15 protein-coding genes are annotated in these 15,984 nt (G+C 68.5%); 3 read left to right on the top strand and 12 right to left on the bottom strand.

Annotated features, from left to right (window positions below):
* The 5 genes from ACT84W_RS05405 to metG form a co-directional block, all read right to left on the bottom strand.
* The coding region (locus ACT84W_RS05405; RefSeq protein WP_444328467.1) for a substrate-binding periplasmic protein at positions 1-875 on the bottom strand (875 nt) is incomplete at its 3' end.
* Positions 876-1,306: 431 nt separating this feature from the next.
* Complete coding sequence (locus ACT84W_RS05400) at positions 1,307-2,038, bottom strand: ComF family protein (RefSeq protein ID WP_417576321.1); 732 nt, start codon at positions 2,036-2,038, stop codon at positions 1,307-1,309.
* A gap of 64 nt (positions 2,039-2,102) precedes the next feature.
* Entirely contained in the window at positions 2,103-3,128 is a 1,026-nt protein-coding gene (locus tag ACT84W_RS05395; protein ID WP_444328466.1) for a TatD family hydrolase, read from the bottom strand.
* A gap of 102 nt (positions 3,129-3,230) precedes the next feature.
* Positions 3,231-4,082, bottom strand: coding sequence for a 16S rRNA (adenine(1518)-N(6)/adenine(1519)-N(6))-dimethyltransferase RsmA (rsmA, locus tag ACT84W_RS05390; RefSeq protein WP_444328465.1), 852 nt, complete (start codon positions 4,080-4,082; stop codon positions 3,231-3,233).
* Between the two features lie 12 nt (positions 4,083-4,094).
* Positions 4,095-5,708, bottom strand: coding sequence for a methionine--tRNA ligase (gene metG / locus ACT84W_RS05385; RefSeq protein ID WP_417576318.1), 1,614 nt, complete (start codon positions 5,706-5,708; stop codon positions 4,095-4,097).
* 143 nt (positions 5,709-5,851) lie between these two features.
* On the opposite strand from metG, the gene ACT84W_RS05380 reads away from it, so the two are divergent.
* Together ACT84W_RS05380 and ACT84W_RS05375 are read left to right on the top strand one after the other, a co-directional pair.
* Positions 5,852-6,757: a LysR family transcriptional regulator gene (locus ACT84W_RS05380; protein ID WP_444328464.1), complete on the top strand. Its 906-nt coding sequence runs from the start codon at positions 5,852-5,854 to the stop codon at positions 6,755-6,757.
* A 195-nt stretch (positions 6,758-6,952) separates the two neighbouring features.
* Entirely contained in the window at positions 6,953-8,086 is a 1,134-nt protein-coding gene (locus ACT84W_RS05375) for a 5-methyltetrahydropteroyltriglutamate--homocysteine S-methyltransferase (protein WP_444328463.1), read from the top strand.
* 89 nt (positions 8,087-8,175) lie between these two features.
* Here ACT84W_RS05375 and rsmI read toward each other — a convergent pair whose 3' ends face one another.
* From rsmI to ACT84W_RS05345, 6 genes are all read right to left on the bottom strand, one after another.
* On the bottom strand, positions 8,176-9,042 hold the full coding sequence (gene rsmI, locus ACT84W_RS05370) for a 16S rRNA (cytidine(1402)-2'-O)-methyltransferase (protein ID WP_444328462.1): 867 nt from the start codon (positions 9,040-9,042) through the stop codon (positions 8,176-8,178).
* Positions 9,042-10,058 (bottom strand): glycoside hydrolase family 5 protein, encoded by a 1,017-nt coding sequence (locus ACT84W_RS05365; protein WP_432321086.1) that lies wholly within the window; start codon positions 10,056-10,058, stop codon positions 9,042-9,044. The genes rsmI and ACT84W_RS05365 overlap by 1 nt, the downstream gene beginning before the upstream one ends.
* A gap of 67 nt (positions 10,059-10,125) precedes the next feature.
* Positions 10,126-10,608, bottom strand: coding sequence for a 6-pyruvoyl trahydropterin synthase family protein (locus ACT84W_RS05360; RefSeq protein ID WP_444328461.1), 483 nt, complete (start codon positions 10,606-10,608; stop codon positions 10,126-10,128).
* Positions 10,609-10,705: 97 nt separating this feature from the next.
* Positions 10,706-12,013, bottom strand: a complete 1,308-nt coding sequence (locus tag ACT84W_RS05355; RefSeq protein WP_444328460.1) for a glycoside hydrolase family 3 protein — start codon at positions 12,011-12,013, stop codon at positions 10,706-10,708.
* Positions 12,014-12,236: 223 nt separating this feature from the next.
* Positions 12,237-14,180, bottom strand: coding sequence for a subtype A tannase (locus ACT84W_RS05350; protein WP_432290312.1), 1,944 nt, complete (start codon positions 14,178-14,180; stop codon positions 12,237-12,239).
* A 48-nt stretch (positions 14,181-14,228) separates the two neighbouring features.
* Positions 14,229-15,173: a DegV family protein gene (locus tag ACT84W_RS05345; protein WP_417576310.1), complete on the bottom strand. Its 945-nt coding sequence runs from the start codon at positions 15,171-15,173 to the stop codon at positions 14,229-14,231.
* 91 nt (positions 15,174-15,264) lie between these two features.
* Here ACT84W_RS05345 and ACT84W_RS05340 point away from each other — a divergent pair, with 91 nt between their 5' ends.
* Entirely contained in the window at positions 15,265-15,675 is a 411-nt protein-coding gene (locus ACT84W_RS05340; protein WP_417576309.1) for an acylphosphatase, read from the top strand.
* 36 nt (positions 15,676-15,711) lie between these two features.
* Here the strand turns inward: ACT84W_RS05340 and ACT84W_RS05335 are convergent.
* Positions 15,712-15,984: response regulator transcription factor (locus ACT84W_RS05335; RefSeq protein WP_444328459.1), on the bottom strand; the 273-nt coding region annotated here is incomplete at its 5' end.

Below are 15,984 nucleotides of genomic sequence, written 5' to 3'. Positions count from 1 at the left end.
CCGATCTGGCCGACCCAGCGGGACTTGATGACGTCGAGCTGGCCGTTGGACTGGACCGCATCGACGGCGGACTGGACGGCGGAGGTGAGCGTCGGCTTCGCCGAGCTCACCGCGACGCCGAGCGCCACGGGGGTGTCGAGCGTCCCGATGAGGTTCACGTCGTCGTAGTCGGCGGCGAGGTAGCAGCCGGCGTACGCGTCGCACACGACGGCGTCGATGGTGCCGGAGCCGAGCGCGCTCATCGCCTCGTTGATGTTGGCGAAGGACTGCTCGACGCAGCCGGTATTCGCGTTGGAGAGGGCGCGCTCCGAGACCGAGCCGGGCTGCACGCCGACGGTCTTGCCCTTGAGGTCGGTGGCCGTGAGCTCGCCCTGCTTCCCGCGGGCAAAGAGGCCGATCGCGCTTTCGGCGTAATCGCCGACGACGGTCGCGTTCGTGGCGGAGCCGGCGTCGGCGGTCGAGGCGCCCACCACGATGTCGCAGTCGGTCCCCAGCGACGCCGTCGCCGAGGAGACCGCCTTAAAGGTGACGGGCAGGCCGACGTGGTCGCCCAGGGCGTACGCGAACTCGACGTCGATGCCGGCGCGGGAGCCGTCGTCCTTCGTGCAGATCAGGGGCGCGGTGTTCGTGGGGAGCACGCCGACCGTGAGCGTCCCCGGCGATACGAGCTCCGCGGAGTCGACGCCGCAATCGCGCTCGTCGCGGATGACGGACTCGGCGTCGGCCACGGAGGTCGTCACGATGCCGACGCCCTTGAGGAAGCCGAGGTCGATGTCCGGGAGGGTGACGGGTCCGACCGTGCAGCCCGCGAGGGCCGCGCAGGCGAGACCGGCGGCGGCGATGCCGAGGGTCTTGTTCTTGAGGTTGCGCTTCATATTCGAGGATCCCGTCTCTCTCCCTTATTCTTCAGTTCGTCGCCTTGCCCAGCTGACCTGGTCTTTGACCCCACACTCGCGCACCGGGGCCTTCGCTTCGGGGGCCGCGGCCCCCTCCACTTGCAACCCTCTCGCCCGCGAGGCCGGATGCCTCATAGGTATGACGGGCGGTGCGACTTACTTCTAGGACGAACCATGATCGCGCCGCGCGCACGCGGTCGCTTACGTGGACCCCTTCGGCCTCGTCTACCTTGGGCTAGGGGCGCTGACGCCCCGCAACCACAGACCTGAGCAAGACAGGGTGATTATAACCGCTGGTAAGCGATGCGCGGCTTTGGGGCGCGATCTTTTGCGCGGGGGCACAGGGAATCCGCGGCGAGCGGTCGAGGGGCGGGGGCGGTCACGGCCCGGGGCGCTCCCGCGCGACGGCGCTACCACACGCGGATGAGCGAGCAGGCGGTGACCTCGGCCGCCCCGCGGCGCAGGAGGGCGCGCGTGGCCTCGCGGATAGAGGCGCCCGTGGTCACCACGTCGTCGACGAGCAGCAGCCGCAGGCCGGACACGTCCTCGACCGCGCTCATCGTGCCGCGCAGGTTCTCCGCTCGGCCGGTGCGGCCGAGGTCGCGCTGATCGGAGGCGGCCCTTCTTGCCAGCGCATCGGCCAAGGGCAGGCCGAGCATGCCCGCAAGCTTCCGGGCGGTGAGCTCCATGTGGTCGTAGCCGCGCCGGGCGTACGCCTCCGCCGTGGCGGGGACGAAGCAGACGGCGTCGGTGGCCGGGGCGTCGAAGCGGGGCCGGCCGTCGCGGGCGGGCCAGAACGACGCCTCCTCGAGCGCGCAGAGCATCGCCGCCGCGTTCACCGGCGCGAGGCGCAGCTCGTGGTAGTCCTTGAGGCAGGTGGCCATGCGGGGCGCCGCGCCCGTGAAGCCGAGGGCGGCGATGGTCGCGCGCGGCTCCCAGTCGCCCTCGCAGCCCGTGCAGGTCACGTCGCCGAACGCAGCGCCGCACACGGGGCAGGCGCGCCGCTGCTCGATCCAGGGAAGGTCGGCTCGGCACTCGTCGCACAAAAGCTCGCCGGGCATCTCGCAGCCGACGCAGCGGGTCGGGTAGAGGAGCTCGAGCGCCGCGTCGGCGGCCTTGTGCGCGAAGCGGCGCATGCTCATCTTGCCTTCCCCTTCCCAGCTCGCTGTGGCCGGCCGTCTGAAGCGTGCGCGAGGCGGCCGCCGGCTACCGCTCGCCGTCCGGCAGGCCGAAGAGCTCGCAGGCGTTACGCCACAGGTCGCGGTAAGTGGCAGCGGCCGGCGCGGAGCCTGCCTCGGCGCGGACCTTGGCCACGAGCGCCGCGGTGAAGGCGACCATCGCCGGCTCGCACTCCTCGCCGCGCAGGGGCACGGGCGCCATGTAGGGGCAGTCGGTCTCCGTGATGACGCAGCGCGACGGCGTGAGGGCGAGCGCGTCGCGGATCTCCTGCGAGCGCGAGAAGGTCGCCGCGCCGCCGTAGGCGATGTGGCAACCGAGCTGCTTGAAGTCCTCCATCACGTGCACGTTCGAGGTGAAGCAGTGCAGGTCGCAGCCAGCCTCGGGGACGCCCTCCTCGGTGAGGATGCGCACCGCGAGGCGGTGCGCCGTGCAGCCCGCGTCGCCCGCGGCGTCGCGGATGTGGAGCTCGGCGGGCAGGTTGAGCTCGTGCGCGAGGCGCAGCTGGCGCCGGAAGGCGACCTCCTGGGTGCGCTCGTCGACCTCGTTGTAGGGGCCGAAGTCGAGGCCGATCTCGCCCACGCCGACGGCGCGGCCGGAGGCGAGGAGCTCGCGCGTGAGCGCCTCGGCCGCGTCGTCGTACTCCCCCGCTCCGTAGGGATGCGCCCCGGCGACGATTCTGACGTTGTCGAGAAGCTCGGGCACGTCCCAACCCTCGAACTCGGGAGGCCGGAAACCGTGCGCCGCCGCTTCCTCGAGGCACATGCGCGCGATGGCCACATGGGTGTCCACGAAATCGAGGAACTCGGCGGCGCTCCCCCACTTGCGTGGGAACTCGTCCACGGGGTCCACGGGCACGACGAGCAGGCGCACGCCCACGACCGCCGCACGGGCGAGAGCGAGCGCGGGGTCATGGAGCTTGAGGCTTCCCAGGTGGCCGTGGGTGTCGGCGAGCGGGGCGAGCGGCGTCGGCACGGGGCAGGCGCGCCCGCGCGAGTCGTGGAAGAGCTCGCCGTCCGCGAGGGTCTTGCTGTCGAGGACCTTGAGCTCGGGCATGGTTCCTTCTCTCTGATCGAACATCAAAAGTACAATGATAAAAAGGGACAGTCCCTTTTTATCATCAAAGATTAAATGACGAAAAGGGACTGTCCCTTTTCGTCATTTAAGGGCGGCGGCGAGGGCGACGAAGTCGGCGGTTGAGAGGGTCTCGGCGCGGGCGGTCGGCGCGATGTCGCAGGAGGCGAAGGCCTCGTCGAGGGCGTCCTTGGCGAAGCCGTTGCTGCTCATCGAGTTGCGGATGGTCTTGCGGCGCTGCGCGAAGGCTGCGTCGATCGCGGCCGCCACGTCCTCGGGCAAGAGGCCCGCCGGCAACGGAGCCTCCGCGCGCTCGATGCGCACGACCGCAGAGTCCACGTGCGGCGCGGGCATGAAGCAGCGCGGCGGGACCTCGAAGCGGCCCGTCACGTGCCCGTAGAGCCCGAGCTTGGCGGTATAGCCGCCGTAGGTCTTGTTTCCGGGGACGGCCGAGATGCGGTCGGCGACCTCCTTCTGCACCATGACGACGGCGCGCTCGAGCGCGGGCATCGTCTGGAAGAACTGCAGGATGATGGTCGCAGCCACGTTGTAGGGCAGGTTCGCGACGAAGACCGTCGGAGCCTCCCCGCTCGCCTCGGCGATGCGCTCGGGAGCGACCTTGAGCGCGTCGCCCATGATGAAGGCGAAGTTCGGGTGCTCGACCGAGTGCGACCAGAGCACCTGCTCGAGCTCCGGGTCGGCCTCGATGGACGTCACCTGGGCGGCCTCCTGAAGGAGCGCCAGCGTGAGCGTGCCGATGCCGGGGCCGACCTCGAGCACGTGCTCGTCCTCGCGGATCCCCGCGAGCTCGCAGATGCGCTCGATCACGTGGTTGTCGATGAGGAAGTTCTGGCCCAGGCGATGCTTGGTCGCCAGGCCGAACGCCTCGAGCAGGTCGCGCGTGGCGGTGGCCGACGCGAGCGGGGAGTTGGTCATCGGGCTTCTTTCCTATTTCTTCTCGGACGCGAGGCGCGGGAAGAGCGCGTCGCCCTTGGTCACGGGCACGCCGCCCGCCAGGCCGCCCCACTCGCACACGGCCGCAAGGTCGTCGGTCGCGGCCTCATCGGCGAGCGACATGCGGCGCAGGACCTCGGCCGAGGTCTGGGGCATGAAGGGCTCGAGCAGGTGCGCGGCGATGCGGATGGACTCGAGGAGGTTGACGATGATGTCGGAGAGCTCCTCGGCGCGCGCCGGGTCCTTGGCCACGGCCCACGGCGCGGAGTCCTCGATGTAGTGGTTGGCGGCGTGGACGAGCTCCATGACGACGTCCTTGGCGCCCACATAGTCCATGCGGTCCATGTGCTCGGCGTAGCGGGCCTCGATGCCCTCCGCGATGTCGCGCAGCGGGTTCTGCTTGGCGGCCCAGCCGTCGGCGAGCTCGGGGGTCTTGCCGTCGAAGTACTTGGCGCTCATGTTGAGCGAGCGGGAGACGAGGTTGCCCCAGCTGTTGGCGAGGTCGGCGTTGTAGACCTGCTCCATGCGCTCGAAGCTGATGGCGGAGTCCTCGCCGTGCGCGACGTCGGTCATGAAGTAGTAGCGGTAGCCCTCGACGCCCAGCAGGTCGACGACGTCCTGCGGCGCGATGGCGTTGCCACGGGACTTGGACATCTTCTCGGCCTTGCCGGTCTCGGCGTTGCGCACGGTGAGGAAGCCGTGGGCAAAGACGTGCTCGGGCAGCGCCTCGCCGATGGCCATGAGCATGGCCGGCCAGATCACGCAGTGGAAGCGGATGATGTCCTTGCCGACCACGTGATACTGCGCGGGCCAGCGGAAGGCGAGCTCGGCGCGGGCCTCGGGCGTGTCGACTCCGTAGCCCACGGCGGTCATGTAGTTGAGAAGGGCGTCGAACCACACATAGGTCACGTGGCCGTCGTCGAAGGGCACCGGGATGCCCCAGTCGAAGCTCGTGCGGGAGACCGAGAGGTCCTGCAGACCGCCCTCGACGAAGCTGCGCACCTCGTTCATGCGGAAAGACGGCTGGACGAAGTCGGGGTGCTCGTCGTAGAGCTTGAGCAGCTTGTCCTGGAACGCGGAGAGCTTGAAGAAGTAGGACTCCTCCTGGACGCGCTCCAGCGGGCGGCCGCAGTCGGGGCAAAGGTGCTGGCCCTGGGTCTCGTGCTCCTCGTCGGACTTCTTTACCTGGTTCTCGGTGAAGTAGGTCTCCTCGGGCACGCAGTACCAGCCGTCGTAGCTGCCCTTATACAGGTAGCCAGACTCCTTCATGCGCTCCCAGAGGTACTGGACCGCGTGGTGCTGGCGCGGCTCGGTGGTGCGGATAAAGTCGTCGTTGGAGATCTCGAGCTCGCGCCAGAGGTCCTGGAAGAGGGGCGCCTGGGAGTCGCACCACGCCTGCGGGGTGTCGAAGCCGTGGGCAGCGGCGGCCTCGGCGACCTTCTCGCCGTGCTCGTCCATGCCGGTGAGGAACTTGACGTCGTAGCCGGCGGCGCGGCGGTAGCGAGCCTGGACGTCGCAGAGCATCGTGCAGTAGGCGGTGCCCAGGTGCGGCGCCGCGTTGACGTAGTAGATCGGGGTGGTGATGTAGAAGGAAGGCTTGTCTGCCACGGTGTTCTCCTCATGACGGATGGATGGCATCTTGCGTGCATACAACTCTTTGATTGTACTCTGTTGCACGCGGCCATTTGGCCGAGCTGGATGACGAAAAGGGACTGTCCCTTTTTATCTTCGATGTTTGATGGGAGAAGCGCATGACGCTCACGCAGCTCAGATACGTCATCGAGGTAGCGGAGGCCGGCTCCATCAGCGCGGCGGCGGCGCGCCTCTTCATCGCGCAGCCGAGCCTTTCCAAGGCCGTGGGCGAGCTCGAGGCCGAGATGGGCGTGAGGATCTTCGAGCGCGGCGCCCGCGGCGTGCGGCTGACCGGCGAGGGCACGCGCTTTCTCAGCTACGCGCGGCAGGTCGTCGAGCAGGCCGACCTGCTGGAAAGCCAGTACCTGCACGCAGAGCCGCGCCGGCGCGTCTTTGCCGTGTCGAGTCAGCACTACGCCTTCGTGGTCAACGCCTTCGTCGGCCTCGTGCGCGAGATCGGCCGCGAGAAGTACGAGTTCTCGCTGCGCGAGGGCACGACGGCGGGGATCATCGAGGACGTGCGCACGCAGCGCAGCGAGGTCGGCGTCATCTACCTCAGCGACTTCAACCGCGAGGTCATCGAGGGCGCCGTCAAGCGCGCGGAGCTGCGCTTCGAGCCGCTGTTCACGGCGAGCCCGCACGTCTTTGTGAGCAGGACCTCCCCGCTCGCGGGGCGCTCGTCGGTCACGCTCGGGGACCTCGAGCCGTTCCCGCGCCTCACCTATGACCAAGGGTCGCAGAACTCGTTCTACTTCAGCGAGGAGCTGCACTCCACGCAGATGGTGGACAAGCAGATTGTGGTCACCGACCGCGCCACGCTGTTCAACCTGCTCATCGGCCTGGACGGCTACACCATCAGCTCGGGCGTGCTCTCGGCCGACCTCAATGGAGAGGACATCGTGGCCGTCCCGCTCGAATCCGACGAGCACATGGAGATCGGCTACCTGCACGCCGCGGGCAGGCCGCTCTCGTCCGTGGCGGAGCGCTACGTCGCGCACCTGCGGTCCTACATCGCGGGGCTGTAGCGGGCGGTGCAAAGAAGGGCACCCGTGGTCGCGGAACGGCCACGGTCGGGCTTTTGCAGCGGGCGGGCTTCTTTGTGCCTCTTCTTCGTTCCATAGTTTCTAGCTATAGTTGCATATAGGATGTCGGTACTTCTCTATAGCTCGGCGAGCTGGCAGACTTTGTCCCAGCACAAACACCCGCAGAGAGGACCCACCATGCCCTACACCCACAACGCCCCGTTCCGCTATGACGTCGTCGGCAGCTTCCTTCGCCCCGACGTGCTCCACCAGGCTCGTCACGACTTCAACGACGGCGTGATCGGCGCCGCCGAGCTCAAGGCCGTCGAGGACGAGGCTATCCGCGACCTCGTCGCCAAGCAGAAGGCCGCCGGCCTCCACGTGATCACCGACGGCGAGTTCCGCCGCAGCTACTGGCACCTCGACTTCATGTGGGGGCTCCAGGGCGTCGAGCGCCGCGCCGCGCGCCAGGGCTACCTCTTCCACGACGAGGAGACCACGGCCGACACCGCCGTCGTCGTGGGCAAGATCTCCGGAGAGAACCATCCCTTCGTCGAGCACTATAAGTTCGTGAAGGCGCTCGAGGAGGACGGCCAGGTCGCCCGCCAGACCATGCCCGCCCCCGCGCAGACCTACTCCGAGGTCATCCTCGACCGCTGCGACGGCCAGGTCGAGAGCCTGCGCTCGGTCTACCCCGATGACCAGGCACTCATCGACGACATCACGGCCGCCTACCGCACCGTGATCGCCGACCTCTACGCCGCCGGCTGCCGCTCCATCCAGTTCGACGACTGCACCTGGGGCATCTACTGCGATGGCGACTTCGTGGCAAAGACCGGCATGGAACCCGTCGACATCCAGAAGATCTCCGAGCAGCTCGTGGCCATCAACAACGCCGCGATCGAGGGCAAGCCCGACGATCTGGTCATCAACACCCACGTCTGCCGCGGCAACTACCACTCCACCTACGCCTTCGAGGGCGGCTACGACCCCGTGGCGCCGTATCTCTTTGCCCACGAGGACGTCGATGCCTTCTACCTGGAGTTCGACACGCCGCGCGCCGGTGGCTTCGAGCCGCTGCGCCACATCGCCGACGGCAAGAAGGTCGTGCTCGGCCTCGTGACCTCCAAGCAGCCTGGCCTCGAGGACGAGGAGCTGCTCGTGGAGCGCATCAACGAGGCGGCCAAGTATGTGCCGTTGGAAAACCTCTGCCTCAGCCCGCAGTGCGGCTTCGCGTCCTGCGAGTGCGGCAACAAGCTCACCGAGGACGAGCAGTGGGCCAAGGTCGCGCTGGTGCGGCGCGTGGCCGAGCGCGTCTGGGGCGAGGCGTAGGGGCGCCGGCGAGGGTCAGGCAACAAGTCGGGAACCGACAGGGAAAGCCCGCAACCTGCGAAATGACGAAAAGGGACTGTCCCTTTTCGTCATTTCGCGTTGAGGATGGCGTCGTAGACGTCGGATTTGGGGACGCCGAACTCACGGGCAAGGCGCTTGGCGAGGGCGCTCTTCGGCTCCCCGGCGGCCAAGCCCTGCGCAATGGCATCCTCGAGCGTGGCGGGCCCGCTCGAGGCGGCGCGGCGGCGCCCGTCGAGCTCCTCTGCGCTCGGTGCCGCGATGACGACGACGCACTCGCCGCGGACCTCGTCACGCGCGGCAACCTCGGCCGCGAGCTCGCCCGACATCCCGCGGACGCACTCCTCGTGGAGCTTCGTGAGCTCGCGCACCAGCGCGACCCGGCGGCCAGGGAACACCTCGGCCACGTTCGCGAGCGTCGCCGCCACGCGCCGCGGGGACTCGTAGACCACGAGCGTCCCCGGCACGGACGCGAGCTCCTCGAGCCGCGCGACCTGGGCGGACTTCTTTCTGGGGAGGAACCCCTCGAAGTAGAAGTGCTCGCTCGCGAGGCCGCTCGCCACGAGGGCGCAGGTGACCGCGGAGGGGCCCGGGATGACCTCGACCTTGAGGCCGGCGTCGAGGGCGGCGTCCACGAGCTTCTGGCCGGGATCGCTCACGCCCGGCATCCCGGCGTCCGAGACGAACGCGACGCGCTCCCCCGCCTCGAGGCGCTCGAGCACCGCCGGCACGCGGGAGGCGATCACGTTCTCGTCGCAGCGCTCGAGGCGCGTATGGAGGTTGAAGGCGGCGAGCAGCTTGCCCGTCACGCGGGTGTCCTCGCACAGGACGACGTCGGCGCGACCGAGCGTCTCGATCACGCGGGGCGACGCGTCCCGCAGGTTGCCGATGGGCGTGCCGACGATGGAAAGAAGCCCGCCCACGGGACCCTGCGCCATCAGACGATCATCCCCCGCTCGAAGCTCGAGAGCGCCACGCGCGCGTCCCAGCTGGTCAGCAGCCCCGACGTCTTCCAGGTGTTGAAGAACCACGCCGGGCATGCGGCGTAGGCCTCGAGCTGCTCGGAGGTGTAGACGCGCTCGAGCGCGATACGGCCCTCGGGCGTCATCTGGGCGTCCGCGAGCGGAAGGGCGCTCGACCACTTGCCCACCATGACGGGCATGCCGGTGCGCGCGGCGTCCTTGAGCGCGCGCTTGCGGGCATCGACCAGGCGTCGCACGCCGGAGGGGCCGGCGACGTCGATCTTTTTTCCGTCCTTGTGGTCCATGTGGGCATCGACCCACACGTTGCGGTAATGACGCTGCGCCATAAAGTTGACGAAGCCCGCAGGGAAGCCGCCATCGGGCATGATGACAACGGGGTCGTCGCCGGCAGCGCTCCTGACCAGCTCGTAGGCCTCGCGGTAATAGTTGCGGAGCTGATGCTGCGGCACGCCGTCGGTCAACGTCAGGCCGCGGCGGTGCTGGACCACGACGTCGTCGGCGATCTCGATGCCGAAGAACCCCACGCGGGAGGCGTAGCGCTTGGAGAGCCGGTAGACGACGTCGAGCGCGGAGTCGCGGGCGAGGCGCATGTTCGCGAGGTCGCGGCACATGACGTCGCCCTCGTGCGGCGCGCCGGGGTTGATGGCAAGGGCAAAGACTACGTTGAGCCCGATCTCCTCCGCCCAGTCGAGCGCGCGGTCGACGTGCTCGATGCAGCCGACGTACGGCCCGCAGTCGGGGCCCTCCTCGCCGAAGACGTACCACGGCACCGGGAGGCGCACGGCGTTGAACCCGCGCGCCGCGATGCGGACGAAGTCCTCGCGATCCATGAACTTCTCGCGGTGGCCGCGCACGAGGTCGGCGTAGCGAGAAGCGCCGAGGGCGACGAGCAGCGCCTCCTCGTCCAGGGCGCCCGAATCGGCGAAGAGCTCGGGCGTGACCCACGACTCGAGGGTGAGCCAACCCGTCAAGTTGACACCGTGCAACGTCCCGCCTGCCATGGGTACCTCCGCGAAGAATCCCGGTTGGTGCTTTTCTTTACCTGAGTATAGCCGCTGGACGGGACAACAATGGCCCCTCCCCCGCGCTACCGCGAAAATCCGGCCGATACGTCGCGCAGTTGAGCGGGGTCTCGTAGACGTCGACCCGCGAGCACGGAAGGCCGCGGGCGATGAGCTCGTCGGCGAAGTGGCGCGCGAGGTTCTCGGCAGTGGTACGGAACGGCACGATGGTCAGCGAGAACCCCTCGGACTCGAGCGCGGCGACCGTGGAGTCCTTGAGGGTGCCCTTCTCGACGAGGAAGGTGTGGTCGTACTCGGCCACGAGCTCGCGCAGCGCGCGCTTGAACACGCCGAAGTCGAGGACCATGTCGCGCATGGTGCCTTCTTGCTGCAGGCCGTCCTGCTCGAGATAGGCGACAACGCGCCAGCGATGGCCGTGGAGGTTCTCGCACTTGCCGTAATAATCGGCGAGGAAGTGGGCGGCGTCGAAGGACGCCTCGGTCTTGAGCCCGAACGACACGGGGGACTCCTCTCTTTGCGCGGGAGCCGGGAAAGAAGTCCTTCTTGCTGCGCGCGGCGCGCTCAAGCGGCTCGTTCAAGCGGCGCCCGGGCGTCGACTATGCGTCGACCAGACCCGCGGCCTGCTTGGCGGCGATGATGCGCGAGACGGACTCGTCGATGCGGCTCTCGGCGATGCTTCCGGAATTGACGGCATCGATGATACCCTGATGCGCCGCCCAGGGGTCGGGGGGCATGAGGAGCATGTCGCCGCCCGCCTGGACGAAGCGGACCGCCGCGTCCTCGGGCTCGAAATTCTGGGCGATGGCGCCCATGCTCATGGAGTCGCTGATGACGACGCCCGTGAAGCCGAGCCTGCCGCGCAGCGCCTCCGTCATCATGACGCGCGAGAGCTTGGCGGGCAGCCCATCGCCGGCGGCGTTGGGGGTCTGGATGTGACCCACCATGATGAAGGGGCACCCTGCGTCGATGGCGGCCTTGAAGGGCACGTATTCGCAGGAGTGCAGGTCGTCGGCCGTGCGCAGCGACGTGACCGTGCCTGTGTGCGAGTCTCCCTGGGTGTCCCCGTGGCCGGGGAAGTGCTTGGCACAGGGCAAGGTGCCCGCCTGGAGCATCGCCGTGACCTCGGCCGAGACCATCTGGGCGCAGACCTCGGGGTCGCTCGAGAAGGATCGATGGCCGATCACGGGGTTCTCGGGGTTGGTAAGGACGTCGGCGTCCGGAGCGAAGTCGACGCTGAAGCCGATGTCGCGCAGGTAGGAGCCGATGGAGGTCCCCACGTACGCGGCGCGGGAGGGATCGCCCGACTGGCCGATCCACCACATGTTCTGGAAGGTCTCGACGTCGAAGCAGCCGGATTTCGCCACGCGGGCGACGAGCGTGCCGCCCTCCTCGTCCACGCCGGTAAAGACCGGGATCCCCGCGCCGGCGCCGCGGGAGAGCTCGACCGTCCCCGAGAGCAGGTCGCGGAGCTGCTGGTTGCCAACGATGTTCGCGCCGAAGTAGATGACGCCGCCGATGGGCAGCTTGGTCAGCGCGTCCCTGGTAAGGGCACCCGCGACCGTGGCGAGCTCGACACCCGTGAGCTGCTCGGGCGTGACGAAGAGCATCTGGGCGACCTTCTGCTCGAGCGTCATCGAGGCGAGGAGCTTCTGGGCCGTGGTCTGGGGGACGGGGCCGGGCTGGGCGTCCTGGTCGGGCGCGGAGCCGGCATCCGCGGGCGCGCTGGCCTGGTCCTGTGCGTCGGAGCCCGTAGAATCGCTCGGCTCGGCCGCGGGCGCGGGGTCGGCGGGAGCCTGCTCGGCATCCTTCGCCGCACAGCCCCCGAGCACGAGCGCCGAGGCGCCGCCGAGGACCTTGATCGCCTGTCGGCGCGTGAGCTTGAGGTCAATCAGGGGAAGGCACATGGGCAGGGACCCTTTCCAACGGCGGTCTTGGGAATCAGTGGACCCATTCTAAAGCGACACGGGTCGCTCAACGATTGGTTGCAGGCGACGGCGCGCGACGGGGCGCGTTCCTACGATTCTCCCTAGTCCCAACTGCAGAAACTCAGGGGCGGGCGCGAAACGAGCGCGCAGAGAACGCGCTCATCCCGCGCCCGCCCCCGGGCTTGAGTCAGTGTCGAATCGGCTAGGAGCAGCAGGCGACGACCCAAGCGAGGAGGTTGCCGACGGGGCTGCCGGAACGCTCGGCGAGGACGTGGCCCTGGCCCCAGACGGGGGTATAGGAGACTTCCTTGACGCCGTCGTACTTGCCGAGGGCAAGGGCGAGGTTGGACGCGGAGCAGGCCGGCACATCGGTGTCGAAGAGGCCGGAGTTGATGCGCCAGTGCGGGGCGACGGAGGCCTGGCCGTAGCCCTCATAGGCGCCCGAGAGCCAGTACAGCGGGTTCATCATGTTCACGCGGCCCTCCATCGAGGTGCCGAGTGAGTCCTCCTTCGCGAGGTCGAGGGACCAGGCGTTCTCGCAGGAGGCGTCCCAATCCGAGCACGTGGTGTAGGCGTCGATGTTCTTCTTCATGAGGTCGCCGACCATGGCATCGAAGTGCAGGGTGCTCTCCTCGCCGATGCCGAAGAGCTGGTTGGACTTCGAGGAGCGGTCGGGGCGGTCGAACGGCGAGCAGGGCTGCTCGGCCGGGGCGACGTGGGACGAGAAGTCACGCAGGCTCTGGATCGAGACGGTCCCACGCTTGAGGTTGTAGTTGATCCAGTGCTGGCCGGAGTTGAGCGCGGCGAAGTAGTTGGACGCCGTGTCGTAGATGGTCGACTCGACCTTGGTCGTGCCCGTAGGCTGGGACGTCTCGGTGGACGCGGAGTCCTTCTCGCCCGTCGCGTCGGCGTCGGCCTTGGCGTCGCCGGAGCTCGCGTCGGGCTTATCGGCCGCGGAGACCGCTGAGCCGAGGCCGGAGGCCTGGGCAGCGGAGCGCGTGGCGAGGAGGTTCGGGTCGCCGGGGAAGGTCGGGTCGTCCAGGCGCTGCGGCGTGTAGGCGTACGGGAACGGCGTGTTCTGAACAAAGAAGGTCGCCGCGTCGTCGGCCTCGGCCAGCAGCGCATCGGCGTAGCTGCCCATCGTGAACTGACCGCCCTCCGCCTCCTCGAGCGTGAGCTGCTCGTCGTCGGAGTTGCGCAGGTCCATGCCGTTGACCCAGTCGCCGTAGGAGGCGGCGAGGCCCGAGGAGAGCTGTGCGCGCCAGGTGCCCGCGGCGCGGGACTCGTCGGTTGAGTACTGCCCCTTCGACCACTCGTACGCGGCGTCGGCGGTGTCGATACCAGAGACAGGGCACCACGAGGCGCTGCCCGCAAGGGCATCGGAGATCGCCTTGCCCTGCGCATCGTGCGTGGCAGCCCCGATCTGCTTGAGGTAGGGATCGAAGAGCTCCGAGTCGCCGGAGGCGCCGAGGACGGCGCTCATGCCGCCGCCGCCCGAGAAGCCGAAGACGAACACGCGGCTCGCCTCAAAGGGAAGAGCGTCGGCGTTGTAGCGCAGGTAGCGCACCGCCGCCTTGAGGTCGACGACCGGCCAGGGCGCGCCGCCCGGGTACATGTCGTTGGAGCCGCTGGCGGTGTCGACGCCCGCGGAGCGGCCGCGGAAGCCCGCATAGACGTAGACGCAGCCCTTCTCGAGGTACGAGCCGAGCCCGCTGTACTCGTAGGCGGTCGGGGACGCCTGGGCGGCGAAGGTACCGGTATTGATGGGCATGAGCACCGGGGCGGTGGCGGGAGTGAAGTTGCCGACGACGGCCTTCTCGTTGACCGCGCACTTATACGTGCTGCCGTTCTTCTGGGCATCGAAATACTTGCCGGGGACGAAGATCGCGAGGGACTCGTAGGTCTTCGTCGCGGGCTTGGTGCAGTACGTGAGGCCGAGCTGGTAGTAGCAGTCGTTCTCCTCGTCGTACTTCCAGGAATCCATGTTTATGGCGAGGTCCTTGAACTCGCCGAGGTCGACGTCGGAGGAGGGGGCGTCCTGCTTGGGGTCCTCCGGCTTCTGCTCGGCGGGCTTGGAGCATGCCGCGAGCTGCGCTCCGGCGGCGATGCCGGCGAATGCGAGGAACTCTCTTCTGGTGAAGCCCATGGTGGTCTCCTTGGTTGAATTGCTTTGCTCGGGAACGTGGGGGGCACCCTACTTTGACTGGCGGACGCCCTTGACCTTGGTCACCGCTTTGTCGTTGCGGCGGTCGCGGCCCCAGAACACGATGGACACCATGCCCGGGCCCACGTGCGAGCCGATGGTCGGGCCGATGGTCGGGCGCAGGACCTCGAGGCCGTCGTCGAGACGGCGGAGCTCGGCGGCCACGTTGAAGCCGTCCTCTGCCACGTCGGCGTCGCCCACGCCGCAGACGTTGGCCTCGTCGCCGAGCTGGACGTTCTTCGCGTAATAGTCGACGAGCTTGCGCAGACCCTTCTTTCTGCCGCGGGCAACGGCGCGGATTCCGAGCGTGCCGTCGAGGTTGAAGTGCAGAAGGGCCTTGACATCGAGGGCATCGCCGAGGACGGCCACGCCCTTGGGCAGGCGGCCGCCGCGGTGAAGGGCATCGAGGTTGTCGACCATGAACAGGGTGCGTATACGGAAGCGCGCCTCCTCGGCCCACATGACGAGCTGCTCGGCGTTCATGCCGGCGTCGCGCTTGTTGCACGCCTCGTTGAGCAGCAGGGTGAGGGCGGTGGAGGCCACGAGGGTGTCCACGACGTAGATGCGGACCTCCTCGTCGGGGTGGGCCTCCTTCAGGCGGTCGAGCGCCATGACGGCTCCGTTGTAGCCGCCCGACAACCCGCTCGAGATGCAGAACATGACGGTGGGGACGCCCGACTCGTAGGCTGCCTGGAAGGCCTCCTCGTACTCGAGCTGGGAGGGCTGCGAGGTCATGGGGGTGGCGCCGTGGCGAATGGCGTCGTAGAACTCGTGGGCGCTTCGCGACTGGAAAAGGTCGTCGTCGCCGCACAGGCCGCCGCCGGGCTTGCCCGCCTCGACGTAGTGGAAAGGCAGGATGGTGACGCCGCGCGCGGCCGCCTGCTCGGCGGTGAAGTCGCACGTGGAGTCGCACATTATGTTGCAGATCGCGGACATTCGGTTCCTCTCGCCCGGAGGGTGGAAGATGCATAGTTCGTAGTATTGTAAAGCCAGCGAATGGGCAAACCGTGGGCGAAGGAGAGCAAAGATGTTCTGGAGGCGTGGAGAGCGGCGCCAGGCAGCCGCGGCGGAGTCGATCGCCGACCTGATCCGCGAGGCCCGCGGGGGCGGGTCGCCCGAGCCGGAGCCCGTGGCGCCGACGACCGACGCCGACGGAAACCTCATCCTGCGCCGCAGGTACCGCTATGTCGGCGAGGTGCAGGGCGTCGGCTTCCGCTGGACCTCCCAGCGCATCGCCGAGGAGCTCGGGCTCACCGGCTGGGTGCGAAACGAGGACGACGGGTCCGTCACGCTCGTGCTCCAGGGCAGCCAAGACCAGCTCGGCGCCTTCGCCACGCGCCTGGCCGAGACACTTGCCCGCTACGCCCGCTATACCGTGGCCGACCGCGTCGACGAGCCGCCCGTGGCGAGCGAGACGGATTTCCGCGTGCGGTACTGACGCTCCCGGCGCCGGCAAGAAGCACGCAGGCTGGCGTTATCCCCGCAGGTAGGCGATGGCGATCTGGGTGCGGTTGCGCAGGCCGAGCTTGGCGAGGACGGAGCTGATGTGGTTGCGCACGGTGCCCTCGCCCATGTATGCCGCGGCGGCGATCTCTTTGTTGTCGAGGCCCTCGGCGATGAGGCGCGCGACCTCGAACTCGCGGTCGGTCAGGCAGGCGAACGCGGCCGGGCGCGCGAGCGCGCTCCCCTTCCCCGCCGCAGCGAAGTCGACGTCGGCCACCGCCTTGCCCTCGAGCACGCGCCGGCC

This window comes from Paratractidigestivibacter sp. (assembly GCF_052362415.1).
GTDB lineage: Bacteria > Actinomycetota > Coriobacteriia > Coriobacteriales > Atopobiaceae > Paratractidigestivibacter.
This window is presented reverse-complemented; position numbering and strand designations above follow the sequence as displayed.